The sequence below is a fragment of the Cupriavidus sp. Met-2 genome, assembly GCF_049843575.1.
Taxonomy (GTDB): Bacteria; Pseudomonadota; Gammaproteobacteria; order Burkholderiales; family Burkholderiaceae; genus Cupriavidus; species Cupriavidus metallidurans.
On the sequence record NZ_JBBHZL010000008.1, the window covers coordinates 165083 to 180124 of the forward strand.

The following is a 15042-nucleotide window of genomic DNA, read 5'->3' on the forward strand; positions in this document are numbered from 1 at the left end:
GTCGAGGGTTGTTGCTCCCCTGTTGCCCCACGCCGACCACCATGCTCAACGCAGGAACGCGTCGTAGGCCGTCTTCAGGATCAGCGCGCTCACCACGGCGATGAACACCTTGCGCACGAAGGCGCTGCCATGGCGCAGCGCAAGCTTGCTGCCCACCTGGCTGCCGGCAACGTTTGCCGCGGCCATGATCAGGCCAAGCTGCCACCAGATATGTCCCTTGGATGCCAGCAGCAGCAGCGCCGCAAGATTGGTGGCCAGGTTGACGACCTTGGCCGACGCCGACGCGTGCAGGAAGTCGTAACCAAACACCCGTACGAAAACGATCATCAGGAAGCTGCCGGTACCCGGACCGAAGGCACCGTCATAGAAGCCAATCACCGCGCCCGCGAGCAAGGCGGCCACGCGCTCACGCGTCCCCGTCAGGGTTGGCGCGTGCTCTGCACCCAGGTTCTTCTTGGCTACGGTGTAGATCAGCAGCACCAGCAACACCAGCGGCAGTGCCTTGCGTAGCGGCTCAGCCGGAATCTTGGTCAGGGTCCAGGCCCCGGCCATCGCCATCACGAATGCGGCAAGCATTGCCGGCGCCGTGGCGCCCCAGTAAATCCGCACCTTGCGCGCATAGCGTGTCGCGGCGTTGGCGGTGCCCGCCAGCGACGCCACCTTGGTGGTGCCGATCAGCGTGGCGGGCGACATATTGGGATAAGTGGAAAACAGGGCCGGTACCTGCACCAGCCCGCCGCCGCCAGCGACAGCATCGATCACTCCGGCCAGAAAGGCGGCCGCGGCCAGAAAGACAAACTCCATGGATGAACAATCAGGAAGGGTTCGGAAGCGCCTGTCAGCCCAGATGCTTGGCTGTCGGTACGAGGTTGCCGCGCCAGAGGCCTTCGGCCCCCCGCACGAAGCCGGCTGGCGCGCGCGCGGCATCGGCGATCAGTCCGGGTGCCAGCATGGCGTGACGGATGCCGTGAGCCCGGCACCACTCGGCCAGCACGATGCAGCACTCGGCCAGCCAGTCGTCGGCATCGCCGGATTCCGGCGGCCACCACTCGGTCACCATTGCCACCCTCCCACCTGTGGACAAGCTGTGGACAAGCACCACGGGCAATAGCGCGCGCACCGCGTCGGTGCCTGCGATCAGGCAGATGCCGTGTCCGCCCTGCTCCAGCAAGGCGTCCAGCGCCAGCCGCCGCCCGCGCGCCTCGGGCACCGCCAATGGCGCGCGCGCCATCAGCCAGGCGTCCAGGACGGGCGCGTCGGCTGCCACGCCTGGGCGTACCCAGCGCTGCGTTTCAATGGGAATCGGGGAGTCGGGATGGACGGACATGACCGGGCCTTGGAAGCTGGCCGGCATTGTCGCATGGGGCTTTGCGGGCGGTCATGCCGAAGTTGCATCACCCGCACTTCCCATCGACATGAACGCTGGAGAAGTGACTGAAAGTTGATATTCAGGCGCCAGAAATGAAAAAGGCGTTGCTGGGGATCACCCGGCAACGCCCTTTTATCGTATTGGCTGCTGCTACCCGACACCGGGTGCGCGCCTGTCGTCTCCTCGCTTCCGCCTCCAAGTAACCTGCGAAAACCGTATATGGAATGTAACGAAGCGGTGCGTATGAAACAAGTCAGCAATAACCCTAGCCCCAAAATCGGGCATGTCGACCCGTCTTCACACCCTTGCTATTTCTTCCGGCTCGTGAGTGCGATCAGCTCGCCCATGATCCCGCGGCGGAACGTCAGCACGCAGATCACGAAGATCACGCCCGTCACCATCGTCACCGATTCGCCCAGCGAATTGAACCAGTCGAGGCCGGTCACCGAGGCCAGGAACGTGCCGATATCGCCCAGCTTGTTCTCGAGCGCCACCACCACGAACGCACCGACGATCGGGCCGGACAGTGTGCCCAGGCCGCCCACCAGCGTCATCAGGATCACCGAGCCCGACATCGACCAGTGCACGTCCGTCAGCGTCTCGAAGCCGAGCACCAGCGCCTTGATCGAGCCCGCCAGACCGGAGAGCGCTGCCGAAAGCACGAAGGCCAGCAGCTTGAAGCGGTCGACATCGTAACCCAGAGAAATGGCACGCGGCTCGTTCTCGCGGATGGCCTTCAAGATTTGGCCGAACGGCGAGTGCACCGTGCGCACGATCAGCGCGAACGCCGCCACGATGATGACCAGGGCCACGTAGTAGAGGGTCAGGTCGTCGGAAAGCGGCAGCACGCCAAGCAGCTTGCCGCGCGGAATGCCCTGCAGCCCGTCCTCACCACCCGTCAACGGCACCTGCAGGCAGAAGAAGAACAGCATCTGCGCCAGCGCCAGCGTGATCATCGAGAAGTAGATGCCCTGGCGGCGAATCGCCAGCGAGCCCACCACGTAGCCGATCGCCGCGCCGCTCAGCGTGCCGAAGATCAGGCCGAGCTCGGGTGTCACGCCCCAGACCTTCATCGCGTGCCCTGCCGCATAGCCCGCGCCGCCGAAGAACGCCGCGTGGCCGAACGACAGCAGGCCCGTGAAGCCGATCAGCAGGTTGAAGGCGCACGCGAACAGCGCGAAGCACAGCACCTTGAGCACGAACACCGGGTAGGCGCCGGCCAGCGGCGCCGCGATCAGGCCCAGCAACAGCAGGCCATACAACACTTTCTTCTGCACGCCCGTTCCTTCCTTGAAGCCCTTGGCCTCCACGGCCGCAGTCGTTTGTCCGGTCGGTCCACTCATCACTTTTCCCTCCCGAACAGCCCTGCCGGGCGCAGCATCAGCACGATCACCATGATGAAGAACACCACAGTCGACGATGCTTCAGGGTAGAACACCTTGGTCAGGCCTTCGATCACACCGAGCCCCAGGCCCGTGATGATCGATCCCATGATCGAGCCCATGCCGCCGATCACGACCACCGCGAACACGATGATGATCAGGTTCTGGCCCATCAACGGCGACACCTGGATGACCGGTGCCGCCAGCACGCCGGCAAACGCTGCCAGCGCCACGCCGAAGCCGTAGGTCAGCGTGACCATCAGCGGCACGTTGATACCGAACGCCTCGACGATCTTGGGGTTCTCGGTGCCGGCGCGAAGGTACGCGCCGAGCTTGGTCTTCTCGATCACGAACCAAGTGGCCAGACACACCACGATCGAAGCGGCCACCACCCATGCGCGATAGTTCGGCAGGATCATGAATCCGAGATCGGTGGCGCCCTGCAGCGCATCGGGCGCCGAGTACGGCAGCCCCGACACCCCGTAGATCGAGCGGAACACGCCTTCGATCACCAGCGTGATGCCCAGCGTGAGCAGCAGGCCGTAGATGTGATCGAGCTTGTAGATCCAGCGCAGCATCGTCTTCTCGATGATGACGCCCAGCACGCCGACCACGAGCGGCGAGAGGATCAACATCACCCAGTAATTGAGTCCGACGTACTCCATGCCCGCCCATGCCAGCACGGCACCGAGCATGAAGAGCGCGCCGTGCGCGAAGTTGATCACGTTGAGCAGGCCGAAGATCACGGCCAGCCCAAGGCTCAGCATCGCGTAGAAGGCGCCGTTGACCAGGCCCAGCAGCAGCTGGGACAGCATGGCGGGTAGCGGTATTCCGAAAATATCCATGGCTTAAGTTGCCTTCTGGGTCTCCCCTCTCCCACAAGTGGGAGAGAGGTCGGGGGAAAGCGTCTGGCGGACCAATTTGCCGCCCTCGCGTACTGATACGCTGACCCTCTCCCCCTGCCCCTCACCCGCACGCGGGAGAGGGGAGCAAACCATCTCGGGTTCGCCTGCTTCGCTTACTTCTTCAACAGCGCGCACTTCGACTCGGCCGGCGTCGTGAACGCCTGGTCGCCCGGGATCGTCGTTACGATCTTCAGGTAGTCCCACGGCTTCTTCGAATCGGCCGGCGCCTTCACCTGCATCAGGTACATGTCGTGGATGTTGCGGCCATCGGCACGGATGTAGCTCTTGTTGTAGAAGTCGCTGATCTTCATCTTCTTCAGCTCGGCCATGACCTTGTCCGGGTCATCGGTCTTGGCGGCTTCCACGGCCTTCAGGTACGTGCTGATCGCGGAGTAGTCGGCTGCCTGCAGGCTGCTCGGCATCTTCTTCATCTTGCCGAAGAAGCGGTTCGCGAACTTGCGTGTGTCGTCATTCATGTCCCAGTACCAGCTGTCGGTCATCAGCAGGCCTTCGGTGTTCTTCAGACCCAGCGAGTGAATGTCGTTGATGAACATCAGCAGGCCAGCGATCTTCATGTTCTTCGTGATGCCGAATTCCTTGGCCGCCTTGATTGCGTTGATCGTGTCGCCACCGGCGTTGGCCAGGCCCAGGATGTCAGCCTTTGACGACTGCGCCTGCAGCAGGAACGACGAGAAGTCCGATGCCGACAGCGGGTGGCGCACCGAACCCACCACCGTGCCGCCGTTGGCCTTCACCACGGCTGCCGTGTCGTTCTCGAGCGAATGACCGAATGCGTAGTCGGCAGTCAGGAAGAACCACTTCTTGCCGCCCTGCTTGACCACCGCGCTGCCGGTGCCCTTGGCAAGCGCCACCGTGTCATAGGCGTAGTGCACCGTGTACGGCGAGCACTCTTCGTTCGTCAGTCTGGCAGTGCCCGCGCCCACGTTGAAGTAGACGCGCTTCTTCTCTTGCGCCACCTTGTTCATGGCCAGGCCGGTAGCCGAGTTGGTGCCGCCCAGCAGCATGTCCAGACCCTGCTGGTCCATCCACTCGCGCGCCTTCGAGGCGGCGATGTCGGCCTTGTTCTGGTGATCGGCCGAAACCAGTTCGATCGGCTTGCCCAGCACCTTGCCACCGTGATCCTCGATGGCCATCTTCACCGCTTCCAGGCCGCCCGGGCCGTCGATGTCGGCATACAGGCCCGACATGTCGGTGATGTAGCCGATCTTTACCGTGTCACCCGAAACCTGCGCCGAAGCGCCGCCTGCAAACGCACCAAGGACAGTCGCCGCCACTGCGACGGCCAGTCGAGTCATCTTCATTTGTTGTCTCCTGAGTTGCGGCAGCGCAGTCACGCCGCCCGTTCCTGCCACCAATGCGAGTTAAATGCGACCACGGCACCACAGGCGCGGCGCCGTCGATCAGACCCCAAGCAGTTCGTTGAGCACGGGCATCTTGGCCTGCAGCTCGTTCGCGGCGAAGCGTTCGACGATCGCGCCGTGCTCCATCACGTAGAAGCGGTCAGCCAGCGGAGCGGCGAAGCGGAAGTTCTGCTCCACCATCACCACCGTGTAGCCCTTCTTCTTGAGCATCAGGATCATGCGGGCCAGCGCCTGCACGATGACCGGCGCCAGGCCTTCGGAAATCTCGTCGAGCAGCAGCAGGTTCGCACCAGTGCGCAAGATGCGGCCCACCGCCAACATCTGCTGCTCGCCGCCCGAGAGGCGCGTGCCCTGGCTCTGGCGCCGCTCCTTGAGGTTCGGGAACATCTCGTAGATCTCGGCCTCGCTCATGCCCTTGCCTGCGTTGGCGCCCTTGAGCATCGGCGGCAGCAGCAGGTTTTCCTCGCACGACAGGCTCGAGAAGATCGCCCGCTCTTCCGGGCAGTAGCCGATACCGAAGTGCGCGATCTTGTGTGTGGGCAGCCCGATCGTCTCGTGTCCGTTGACCTTGATCGATCCCTTGCGCGCGCCGGTCAGACCCATGATCGCGCGCATGGTCGTGGTGCGGCCGGCGCCGTTACGGCCCAGCAGCGTGACCACTTCGCCGCGGTTCACGGTCAGGTCCACGCCATGCAGGATGTGCGACTCGCCGTACCAGGCGTGCAGGTCCTTGATCTCTAGCGCGGGAGTGTTCTCGTTCGCCATGGTCCGTCTCCCTTAGTGCGCGCCCTGCAGCTCGGCGTCGGCCGTGCCCATGTACGCTTCCATCACGCGCGGGTCCTTCGACACCTCCGCGTACGGGCCTTCGGCCAGGATTGCGCCGCGCTGCAACACCGTGATCTTGTCGGCGATCGACGACACCACGCTCATGTTGTGCTCGACCATCAGAATCGTGCGGCCGGCGGATACTTTCTTGATCAACTGCGTCACACGGTCCACGTCTTCATGGCCCATGCCCTGCGTGGGCTCGTCGAGCAGCATCAGCTCCGGCTCCATCGCCAGCGTCGTGGCGATCTCCAGTGCGCGCTTGCGGCCATAGGGAAGATTGACGGTGACGGTCTCGGCGTACTCGGTCAGGCCCACCTGATCGAGCAGCTCCATCGCGCGCCCGTTGAGCACATCGAGCGAACGCTCGCTACGCCAGAACTGGAACGCGGTGCCAAGCTGGCGCTGCAGGCCGATGCGCACGTTCTCGCGCACGGTCAGGTGCGGGAACACTGCCGAAATCTGGAACGAACGGATCACGCCACGCCGTGCGATCTGCGCCGGCTTCTCGCGCGTGATGTCGATGCCGTTGAACAGGATCGTGCCGGTCGTCGGCTCCAGGAATTTCGTGAGCAGATTGAAGCAGGTGGTCTTGCCCGCGCCGTTCGGCCCGATCAATGCGTGAATCGAACCGCGCCGCACCCGCAGGTTGACGTCGCTTACCGCGGTGAACCCTTTGAATTCCTTCGTCAGGTTCTTCGTTTCCAGGATAGTTTCCTGAGTCATAGTCTCCTGCCCGCCCTCTTGCTGCGATGCCGGATTTTGGCCGGCAACTGACAATGGTTCGAACTCCGGCGCTGTGTCGCCATGGTTGCCGCTTTGTAGGTGTGATTCGGCGCGGCTGCCGGACTGGCGCGGTGGCGCAGCACCAAGTGGAGCCTGCGGCACCGATATGCCGGCGACTATTGTGTGCGCCTGCTGCGTCGCAAAACATCGGGGTTTGCACTAGGCATAATACATGCACGATATGTCACCCACGCGACAGACGTGCGAGCGCGTACCGACGTCTGCGAGAGACGTCGAAACTGCGTGAAGATGATGTAATCAGCAGGTCTTCATGCGGTGCGTGTCGCACCGCATACTGACTATGCAGTGACTGCTGGTGACGGCGCCGTGACGATGTCCGGATTACCAGCGCTTGCCTTGCGATCCGCGCGGATCATATCGCTGGCGCGCTCGGCAATCATGATCGTCGGCGAGTTCGTATTGCCGGACGTGATCAACGGCATCACCGACGCATCGACCACGCGCAGACCACTGATGCCCCGCACGCGAAGGCGGTTGTCGACGACGGCGTCGGCATCGTCCGCGCCACCCATGCGGCAAGTGCCGACGGGATGGAAAATTGTCGTGCCGATCGCGCCAGCAGCTTCCGCCAGTTCCTCGTCGGTCTGGAATGTTGCGCCGGGCAGATACTCCTGCGGCTTGTAGCGCGCCAATGCCGGCGAAGACACGATGCGCCGCGTCAGGCGGATCGAATCGGCGGCGACCTTGCGGTCTTCCTCGGTGGACAGATAGTTCGGCGCGATCAATGGCGCGCGACGGAAATCGGTGTCTTCGATATGCACGCTGCCGCGCGACGTGGGGCGCAGATTGCAGGCGCTCGCCGTGAAGGCATTGAAGCTGTGCAATGGATCGCCGAACTTGTCCAGCGACAGCGGCTGCACGTGGTATTCGATATTGGCGCGAGGCTGCTCCGGATCGCTGCGCGCGAACGCGCCGAGTTGCGACGGCGCCATGCTCATCGGCCCGCTCTGGTTGAAGGCGTATTGCAGGCCGATGCCAAGCTTGCCCCACCAATGCGCCGCCTGCGTGTTGAGCGTGCGCACGCCCTGGACCTTGACCACCGAACGCAACTGCAGGTGATCCTGCAGATTCTCGCCCACACCGCGCAGCGCGTGGCGCACGCGGATGCCCAGCGCCTGCAGCCGGTCTGGCTGGCCGATGCCCGCGAGCTCCAGCAACTGCGGCGAGCCAATCGCGCCGGCAGCAAGTATCACCTCCTGCTTCGCGCGCGCCTCGTGGGGCTGGCCACCGCCCAGGTATTGCACGCCGGTGCAGCGCAGGCCGTCCGGGCTATCGAACGTCAACGCGCTGACCTGCGCGCCGGTGACGATGGTCAGGTTGGGCCGTTCCGCCGCACGGCGCAGGAACGCCTTCGACGTATTCCATCGAATGCCGCGACGCTGGTTGACCTCGAAATATCCCACGCCGAAGTTGTCGCCACGATTGAAATCGTCGGTACGGGGAATGCCAGCCTGCTCGGCGGCCTCGATGAAGCACTCGAGGATTTCCCAGCGCAGCCGCTGCGCTTCCACGCGCCATTCGCCGCCGGCCCCGTGGAACTCGTTCGCGCCACGGTGATGGTCCTCGCTGCGTTTGAAGAACGGCAGCACGTTGTCCCAGCGCCAGCCGTCATCGCCAGTGATGCGTGCCCAGTCGTCGTAGTCCTCGCGTTGGCCACGCATGTAGATCATGCCGTTGATCGACGATGACCCGCCCAGCACACGGCCACGCGGATAGCCGAGCGAGCGGCCGTTCAGGCCGGCTTCGGCCACGGTGCGATAGAGCCAGTCGGTGCGCGGATTGCCGATGCAATAGAGATAGCCGACTGGAATATGAATCCAGTGATAGTCGTCCTTGCCGCCCGCTTCGAGCAGCAGCACGTTGACATCGCTGTCCTGCGTCAGCCGGTTGGCCAGCACACAACCCGCCGAACCCGCACCCACGATGATGTAGTCGAACGTCTCCATTTCCCTGCGATCCTATTCAGACACCGGCAGTTACTGCTGGAATGCCCGAAATCATCGCACGACTCGGGGTGCTTCCGCCGTCAGTGCTTTGCCGGAGTCTCCAGGCGCTGCCGCAGCCAGCCGGTCAGTGCCGCAAACACCTCGCCGCGCAACGGCTCAGCTTCATTGAATATCTCGTGATAGCCAGTGTCGAACCAGACCATCTCGCGCAGATCCTCTGGCGCGCTCTCGAAGAAGATGCGGCTGCCCTCCGGATCGACGATGCGGTCCGCGCCACCCACGAGCATCAGCATGGGCGCTTCCAGCCGCGGCGCATCAGCCAGGGCCTGCGGCATTCCCCGGATGAATGTCTCCAGCACGCTGGCGCTGATCGTCCCCTGCACCAGCGGATCGGTGCGATATGCGCGCCCCACTTCGACATCGTGGGACAACAGCCGGGCATCAATGGGATTCGGCACACGAATACGAGGCATCAAAGCAAGTAGCACTCGATGCATCGTAAGCATAGAATTGGACAGACGAAGCGCCAGCGCGGGCGACGACAGCACCAGCGCGCGGATCGGCCGCACGCGCGCGGTGGCAAAGCGCGCAGCAATGAGTCCGCCCATGCTGTGCCCGAGCACGATCGGCAATTCGTTCCATTGCCGCATTGCACCATCGTAGATTTCGGCCAGATCGTCGAGATAGCTGTCCGGCGTGGGCGCCACCATGCGCGGCCCGCCACTCGCGCCGTGGCCGCGATGGTCGTAGGCCCGCACGCGCAGGCCGAGCGCGCAAAGCGCTGCAGCAACGTGGCCATAGCGCCCGCTATGCTCGGCCAGCCCATGTACCAGCAGCACCGTGCCAAGCGGCTCGGCAAAGCGTTGGGGATCAGGCAGCCAGGTGCGCAGCAGCAGTTCGGTGCCATCGCGCATTCGTTGGCGTGTTTCGGTGGGTACGGCTCCGGTTACGGCGGATTCGCGCGCGCCTGGAAGGCCAGCGGCGGTCACAGGTTCATTCATCCCACACGTCTCCTCGTCGGGTACGCCTGCTTGTTGTTAGTGATCTGGATCTGGATCCTTCAGTCCCGCTGACGCCTGCGCTCCCCCGGCCCCGGGCCGCCAGCACTTAGTGATGGCAGGCCGGGCGATCCTCGCTGTCGGCACGGGCCATATCCGACAGGATCGGGCAGTCGGGCCGGTCATCCCCCGTGCACGCTTCGGCCAGCGACCGCAGTGTGTCGCGCATCGCAGCGAGTTCGGCGATGCGGACCTCCAGGTCGGCCACGTGCTTGAGCGTCAGCGCCTTCACATCCGCGCTGGCGCGCGCCCGGTCATGCCAGAGCGACAACAGACCGCGAATCTCGTCGAGCGAGAATCCGAGATTACGGGCCCGTCGCACGAAGCGCAAGGTGTGCACCGCGCGTTCGTCATACCGCCGATACCCGCCCTCGCTGCGCGGCGGCGCATCGACCAGTCCGATCGACTCGTAGTGGCGAATCATCTTTGCGGAAACGCCCGAGGCTTCCGCGGCTTCTCCGATGTTCATTGCGTTACCTCCTTATGGCCACTGCCTGCGAGCGGATGCCAGCGGCGCAGCAGCAGTGCGTTGCTGACCACGCTGACACTTGAAAATGCCATGGCGGCGCCCGCCACGACCGGATTGAGCAGACCGGCCGCCGCGAGCGGAATGCCGATCACGTTGTAGATGAAGGCCCAGAACAGGTTCTGGCGAATCTTGCGCACCGTGCGATGCGACACGGCCAGCGCATCGGCAACCAGCGCCGGGTCGCCACGCATCAGCGTGATGCCGGCCGCGTGCATCGCCACGTCCGTGCCAGTGGACATGGCGATGCCGACATCGGCCGCCGCCAGCGCGGGGGCATCGTTGATGCCGTCGCCCACCATCGCCACCACGGCCTCTCCACCGCGCTTGAGTGCGACGACGCGCGCCGCCTTGTCTTCCGGCATCACCTCGGCCTGTACTTCGTCGAGCCCCAGTTGCTTGCCCACACGCGCCGCGGCGCCTGCGTTGTCGCCCGTCAGCATCACCGTGCGGATGCCGGCCTCACGCAGGCGTGCGATCGCGGCAGCGGCGCCCGGCTTGAGCGCGTCGCCGAATGCCACCAGCCCCAGCACGCGGCGCTGGTCTGTATCGATCAGCCAGGAGACGGTGCGGCCTTCGCCACGCAGCCGCTCGGCTTCGGTCTGCAGCGCCCCCGCATCGGCCTGCAACGAGGCACGCAGGCCATCGCTGCCGAGTTGCAGCGCCTGCCATGCAACGATGCCAGCGATACCGCGTCCTGGCAGCGCGCGCACGTCAGTGACCGCTGGCACGGTGATGCCACGTTCCGTGGCAAGCGTCGTCACCGCGCGTGCCAGCGGATGCTCGCTGCCGGCCTGGAGTGCGGCCAGCTTCGCCAGCAATGCGGGCTCGTCGCCATCGGCGGCATGCAACGCCACCACCTCGGGCTTGCCCACGGTCAGCGTCCCGGTCTTGTCGAAAGCCACTACCGATACGCGATGCGCCACCTCGAGCGCCTCCGCGTCCTTGATCAGGATGCCCGCGCGGGCGCCCGCGCCAGTGCCCGCCATGATCGCGGTCGGCGTGGCCAGACCCAGCGCGCACGGGCAGGCGATCACGAGCACCGCCACGGCGTTGAGCAATGCGGTGGTCCAGTCGCCCACGACCAAGCCCCAGCCAAGCAGCGTCGCCAGCGCGATCACCAGTACGATTGGTACGAATACCGCGCTGACCTGGTCAACCATGCGCTGAATCGGCGCCTTCGCGGCCTGGGCATGTTCGACCATGCGGATGATCTTCGCCAGTACGGTCTCGGCGCCGACGGCCGCCGTGCGTGCCACCAGCAACCCGTCGTAGTTGATGGAGCCACCGGTCAACCTGTCGCCGGGCTGCTTGGGCACGGGTACCGATTCCCCGGTCAGCATCGATTCGTCGGCATGGCTGCTGCCTTCCACGACATCGGCGTCTACCGGAATCCGCTCGCCGGGACGCACCACGATCTCATCGCCAACACGCACGCTGGCCAGCGGCACGGTCTGCTCCACGCCGTTGCGGCGTACCTGTGCGGTATCGGGGCGCAAGGCAGCCAGCGCGCGGATCGCGTCGGCCGTCTGGCGCTTGGCCCGTGTCTCGAGCCATTTGCCCAGCCGCACCAGCGTGATCACCACGGCCGCGCTTTCAAAATAGAGATGTGGCATGGCATCGCCAGCCTCGGCCATCTGCCAGATCGACAGAAAGTACGCCGCCGAGGTGCCGAGCGCGACCAGCAGGTCCATATTGCCGGCACCGGCGCGCACCGCCTTCCAGCCCGCCTTGTAGAAGCGCCAGCCGAACACGAACTGCACCGGCGTGGCCAGCGCCCATTGCACCCAGCCCGGCAGCATCGCGTGAATGCCGAACCATTCGAACACCATCGGCATCACCAGCGGCAACGACAGCGCTGCCGAGATCACCACCGGCCACGGGCCGGCCCAGAAACCGGGACCGGCCTCGGCCGTACCCACCGCTGCGGCAGCGGCTTCGACCACCGGCGTGGCGCCGTACCCGGCACGCTCCACGGCGGCGGCCAGCGTCGCCACATCGGCCGCGCCGCGCAGCACGGTGACCGTGGCACGCTCAGTGGCCAGGTTCACCTGCGCGTCCACCACGCCCGGCACGGCGCGCAACGCACGCTCGACACGGCCCACGCATGACGCGCAGGTCATATCGGCGATATTGAGTTCGATCTCGGCGCGCGGCACGTCGTAGCCGGCATCGGCCACGGCCTTGGCAGCCGCGTTCAGCACTTCGGGGCTATCCGCTTGCAGCGTGGCCTGCTCGGTGGCCAGATTGACCGCGACGTCATGCACGCCGGGCACCTTGGCCAGCGCCGTTTCCACGCGGCGCACGCACGAAGCACACGTCATACCCTCAACAGGTAGACGCCATTCGGATGGTTGGAGAGATGCGGCAGGATGGGTCATCGGAGTCGTGGAATCTGAGCGACGGAGCGCGACAACTGCACTGTGAACCTTACCACCATTGGAAGGTCAAGGATTTGTTGAGTCGCACGCGACACTTGCGCTTCCCATGGTGGGAAGGTTCACACTTCAGCCTGTCGTCGAGATTCATTGCTCACCGATCCAACCCAACAGGAGTCATCACCATGATCCAGTTCCAAGTCGAAGGCATGTCCTGCAACCACTGTGTCGGTTCCATCACGCGCGCCGTGCAAGCCGTGGACCCGGCTGCTCGCGTATCGGCCGATGTGCCAACCCAATCGGTCAAGGTCGAGTCGGCTGCGGACCGCCAGGCGCTGCAGCAGGCCATCGAAGGTGCCGGCTACCCGGTCAAGTCGGCAAGCTGATCGTCGCCGCCAAACAAGAAAGGGCACCCGAGGGTGCCCTTTTTCACGTCCGCGCCGGAAAGGCTCAGAAGCGATAGCCGACGTTCAGGTACGTCACGACCGGATCGATCTTGATCTTCGTGTGCGATTGGACCTGCGCGCCGTTGGCCAGCGTCGTCGTGAAATTGGCCGTGGTGGTGACCGGCACGTACGACACCGAGAAGCCGACGAACCAGTTGTCGGTCACGGCATAGCTGGCGCCGACGTTGAACACCGGGTTCCACGACGACTTGGCGCTAGCGGTCATGTGCGAGCCCGGACCGAATTCACCTTGCACGAACGACTGGTTGGTCACGGATTCCCCCGTGAACCAGGTGTAGTTCACACCAAGACCCACGTACGGGCGGAACTTGGTCTTGGCGTCAAAGAAGTGCCACTTGGCCACGATGGCCGGGCTCCACTGGCGCACTTCGCCCAGCTTGCCGTACTTTTCGTAGCCGCGGTCACCGCTCACGTTGTGCTTCGGCGGCACGCCGAGCACGAATTCCGCCGAGATATTGTCGGTAAAGAAGTGGGCGAAGGTCAGGCCGAGCGTATCGGCCGAATCGATCGTCGCGCCCGTGTTCGGCTTCTGCGCACCGACCGGGAAGCCAGCAATCGAATCAATGGTCAGAAATTCCGAGTGGCCCGTCGGCATGATTCGCATCCAGCCAAAACTGACCATATTGCTGCCTGCCGATTGAGCGTGTGCAACACCAGCCAGTGCCATGGCGGCGCCTGCCACCAGCATCTTCTTATAGATCGTCTTCATTGTTCCTCTTACTCCGTCCTTTGGTTACAACGCACTGCTAGGGGCGCATTATCCTGCGCGCCGGGCCCCGACTGTTTCAAACAGGTTACCCAACGGTAGAAGATTTGCCCTAAAGACAGGGTTAACCCAAAGTCTGAGTAGGAATTTTCGGATTTTTGCCTACGCACCGACGCTTCCGCGCAACGGTTCTGTTTCAAGCATGAAAGACCATTTCGGAAAAATGGCCCTTCCGGCGTCATCAGCCCGCCCTCAAACACCCGTTCGGGTATTGTGCGGAGGCACTTTGTGTCACTTTTTGCTGGCCAGCGCGCAGGCTGCGAGATCCCAGAGCGCGTAGCCCACGCTCTTGAACACGAGGGGACTCCCGGTCCGCGCACGCAATGCGTCAGCCTCCAGGATCGCCGTCTCGAATGGCTGCACGGTCTGCCAGTCGATGCCGGCCTGCAGCAGATCTCCCGCTTCGTCCTCGATTCCGAAAAGCGTGTCCGCCAGCAGACGTCCACTGGCCGCCGCCGCATGGCAAAGCCGCGGGGGCAATTCGCACATTTCCGGTCGGAATGCGCCAACTGCAGCAATGAAATGGCGGTCGGTCCACAGGCCGCTGTCGAGATCGGGCAGGACCGGCGTGCGGCTCGATGTCACCGTCACCACCATCGACACACGCGGCAGCACCTCCGCCACATCGTCGATCACCGTGGCCGAGACGCCCAGGCGCCCGGCGTGCTCCGCCAGCGCCTCGGCCTTGTCTCGTGTGCGCGAATGCAGCCAGACCTTGCGAACGGGTAAGCCAGCCACGAACGCCTCCAGATGCGTCTGCGCCTGCACGCCTGCTCCGACGATCAGAAGCTCGCCATCCGGCACCGGCGCGAACGACTGGGCCGCGAGCAGCGACACGGCAGCCGTGCGGCGGCCCGTGACGGTCGGGCCATCGAGCAATGCGATCCGTTCGCCAGTGTGTGCGTTGGCGACAACCACCTCGCCGAGGATATTGGGCAGCCCACGCTGCGGATTGTCGGGATGCACCGTGATGTTCTTGGTCATCACGATGTCGCGGTTGCGTGCCGGCATGACCAGCAGCGTGCCATGCCCGCGCTCGGTGTCACCGACCGGCAGCGCGATGCGCGGCGGCGCCATGGCGGTCCCGTCGCGCAACTCGGCCAGCATGGCCGCGATGGCCTGGGCCAGTTCCGGATAAGGCAGGCGTGCCGCCGTGGCGGCGGCATCCAGGGGGACGAACGAAGCGGCGGGAGCGGTCATCGGCAACAAGGCGGTTTGGCAAACGAGACCG

14 protein-coding genes are annotated in these 15042 nt (G+C 64.5%); 1 reads left to right on the forward strand and 13 read right to left on the reverse strand.

Features of this window, described 5'->3' with window-relative positions; translation table 11 throughout:
• Positions 1-45 precede the first annotated feature (45 nt).
• The 11 genes from WD006_RS18295 to WD006_RS18345 form a co-directional block, all read right to left on the reverse strand.
• Positions 46-804, reverse strand: coding sequence for a sulfite exporter TauE/SafE family protein (locus WD006_RS18295; RefSeq protein ID WP_011517937.1), 759 nt, complete (start codon positions 802-804; stop codon positions 46-48).
• A 34-nt stretch (positions 805-838) separates the two neighbouring features.
• A complete protein-coding gene (locus WD006_RS18300) occupies positions 839-1327 on the reverse strand; it encodes a hypothetical protein (protein ID WP_224445449.1) in 489 nt (162 codons plus the stop codon).
• Between the two features lie 350 nt (positions 1328-1677).
• A complete protein-coding gene (locus WD006_RS18305; protein ID WP_011517939.1) occupies positions 1678-2712 on the reverse strand; it encodes a branched-chain amino acid ABC transporter permease in 1035 nt (344 codons plus the stop codon).
• Positions 2712-3596 (reverse strand): branched-chain amino acid ABC transporter permease, encoded by an 885-nt coding sequence (locus WD006_RS18310; RefSeq protein ID WP_008652243.1) that lies wholly within the window; start codon positions 3594-3596, stop codon positions 2712-2714. The genes WD006_RS18305 and WD006_RS18310 overlap by 1 nt, the downstream gene beginning before the upstream one ends.
• A 173-nt stretch (positions 3597-3769) precedes the next feature.
• The gene (locus WD006_RS18315) at positions 3770-4978 is read right to left on the reverse strand and encodes an ABC transporter substrate-binding protein (protein WP_011517940.1); all 1209 of its coding nucleotides are present in this window, start codon (positions 4976-4978) and stop codon (positions 3770-3772) included.
• 99 nt (positions 4979-5077) lie between these two features.
• A complete protein-coding gene (locus tag WD006_RS18320) occupies positions 5078-5803 on the reverse strand; it encodes an ABC transporter ATP-binding protein (RefSeq protein ID WP_029306852.1) in 726 nt (241 codons plus the stop codon).
• A gap of 12 nt (positions 5804-5815) precedes the next feature.
• A complete protein-coding gene (locus WD006_RS18325) occupies positions 5816-6589 on the reverse strand; it encodes an ABC transporter ATP-binding protein (RefSeq protein WP_008648866.1) in 774 nt (257 codons plus the stop codon).
• 359 nt (positions 6590-6948) lie between these two features.
• Positions 6949-8616, reverse strand: a complete 1668-nt coding sequence (locus WD006_RS18330) for a GMC family oxidoreductase (RefSeq protein ID WP_011517942.1) — start codon at positions 8614-8616, stop codon at positions 6949-6951.
• An 80-nt stretch (positions 8617-8696) separates the two neighbouring features.
• Positions 8697-9617 carry an alpha/beta hydrolase gene (locus WD006_RS18335; protein WP_029306851.1) on the reverse strand — a complete coding sequence of 307 codons (921 nt, stop codon included), beginning with the start codon at positions 9615-9617 and terminating at the stop codon, positions 8697-8699.
• A gap of 106 nt (positions 9618-9723) precedes the next feature.
• Positions 9724-10143, reverse strand: a complete 420-nt coding sequence (cueR, locus tag WD006_RS18340; RefSeq protein ID WP_008648660.1) for a Cu(I)-responsive transcriptional regulator — start codon at positions 10141-10143, stop codon at positions 9724-9726.
• On the reverse strand, positions 10140-12581 hold the full coding sequence (locus WD006_RS18345) for a heavy metal translocating P-type ATPase (protein WP_011517944.1): 2442 nt from the start codon (positions 12579-12581) through the stop codon (positions 10140-10142). Before WD006_RS18345 ends, cueR begins: the two co-directional genes overlap by 4 nt.
• Before the next feature lie 182 nt (positions 12582-12763).
• Here WD006_RS18345 and WD006_RS18350 point away from each other — a divergent pair, with 182 nt between their 5' ends.
• Positions 12764-12964 (forward strand): heavy-metal-associated domain-containing protein, encoded by a 201-nt coding sequence (locus WD006_RS18350; RefSeq protein WP_008640966.1) that lies wholly within the window; start codon positions 12764-12766, stop codon positions 12962-12964.
• 64 nt (positions 12965-13028) lie between these two features.
• Here WD006_RS18350 and WD006_RS18355 read toward each other — a convergent pair whose 3' ends face one another.
• Positions 13029-13754 (reverse strand): OmpW/AlkL family protein, encoded by a 726-nt coding sequence (locus tag WD006_RS18355; RefSeq protein ID WP_029306849.1) that lies wholly within the window; start codon positions 13752-13754, stop codon positions 13029-13031.
• 288 nt (positions 13755-14042) lie between these two features.
• Positions 14043-15011: a delta(1)-pyrroline-2-carboxylate reductase family protein gene (locus tag WD006_RS18360; RefSeq protein ID WP_029306848.1), complete on the reverse strand. Its 969-nt coding sequence runs from the start codon at positions 15009-15011 to the stop codon at positions 14043-14045.
• Positions 15012-15042: the final 31 nt, after the last annotated feature.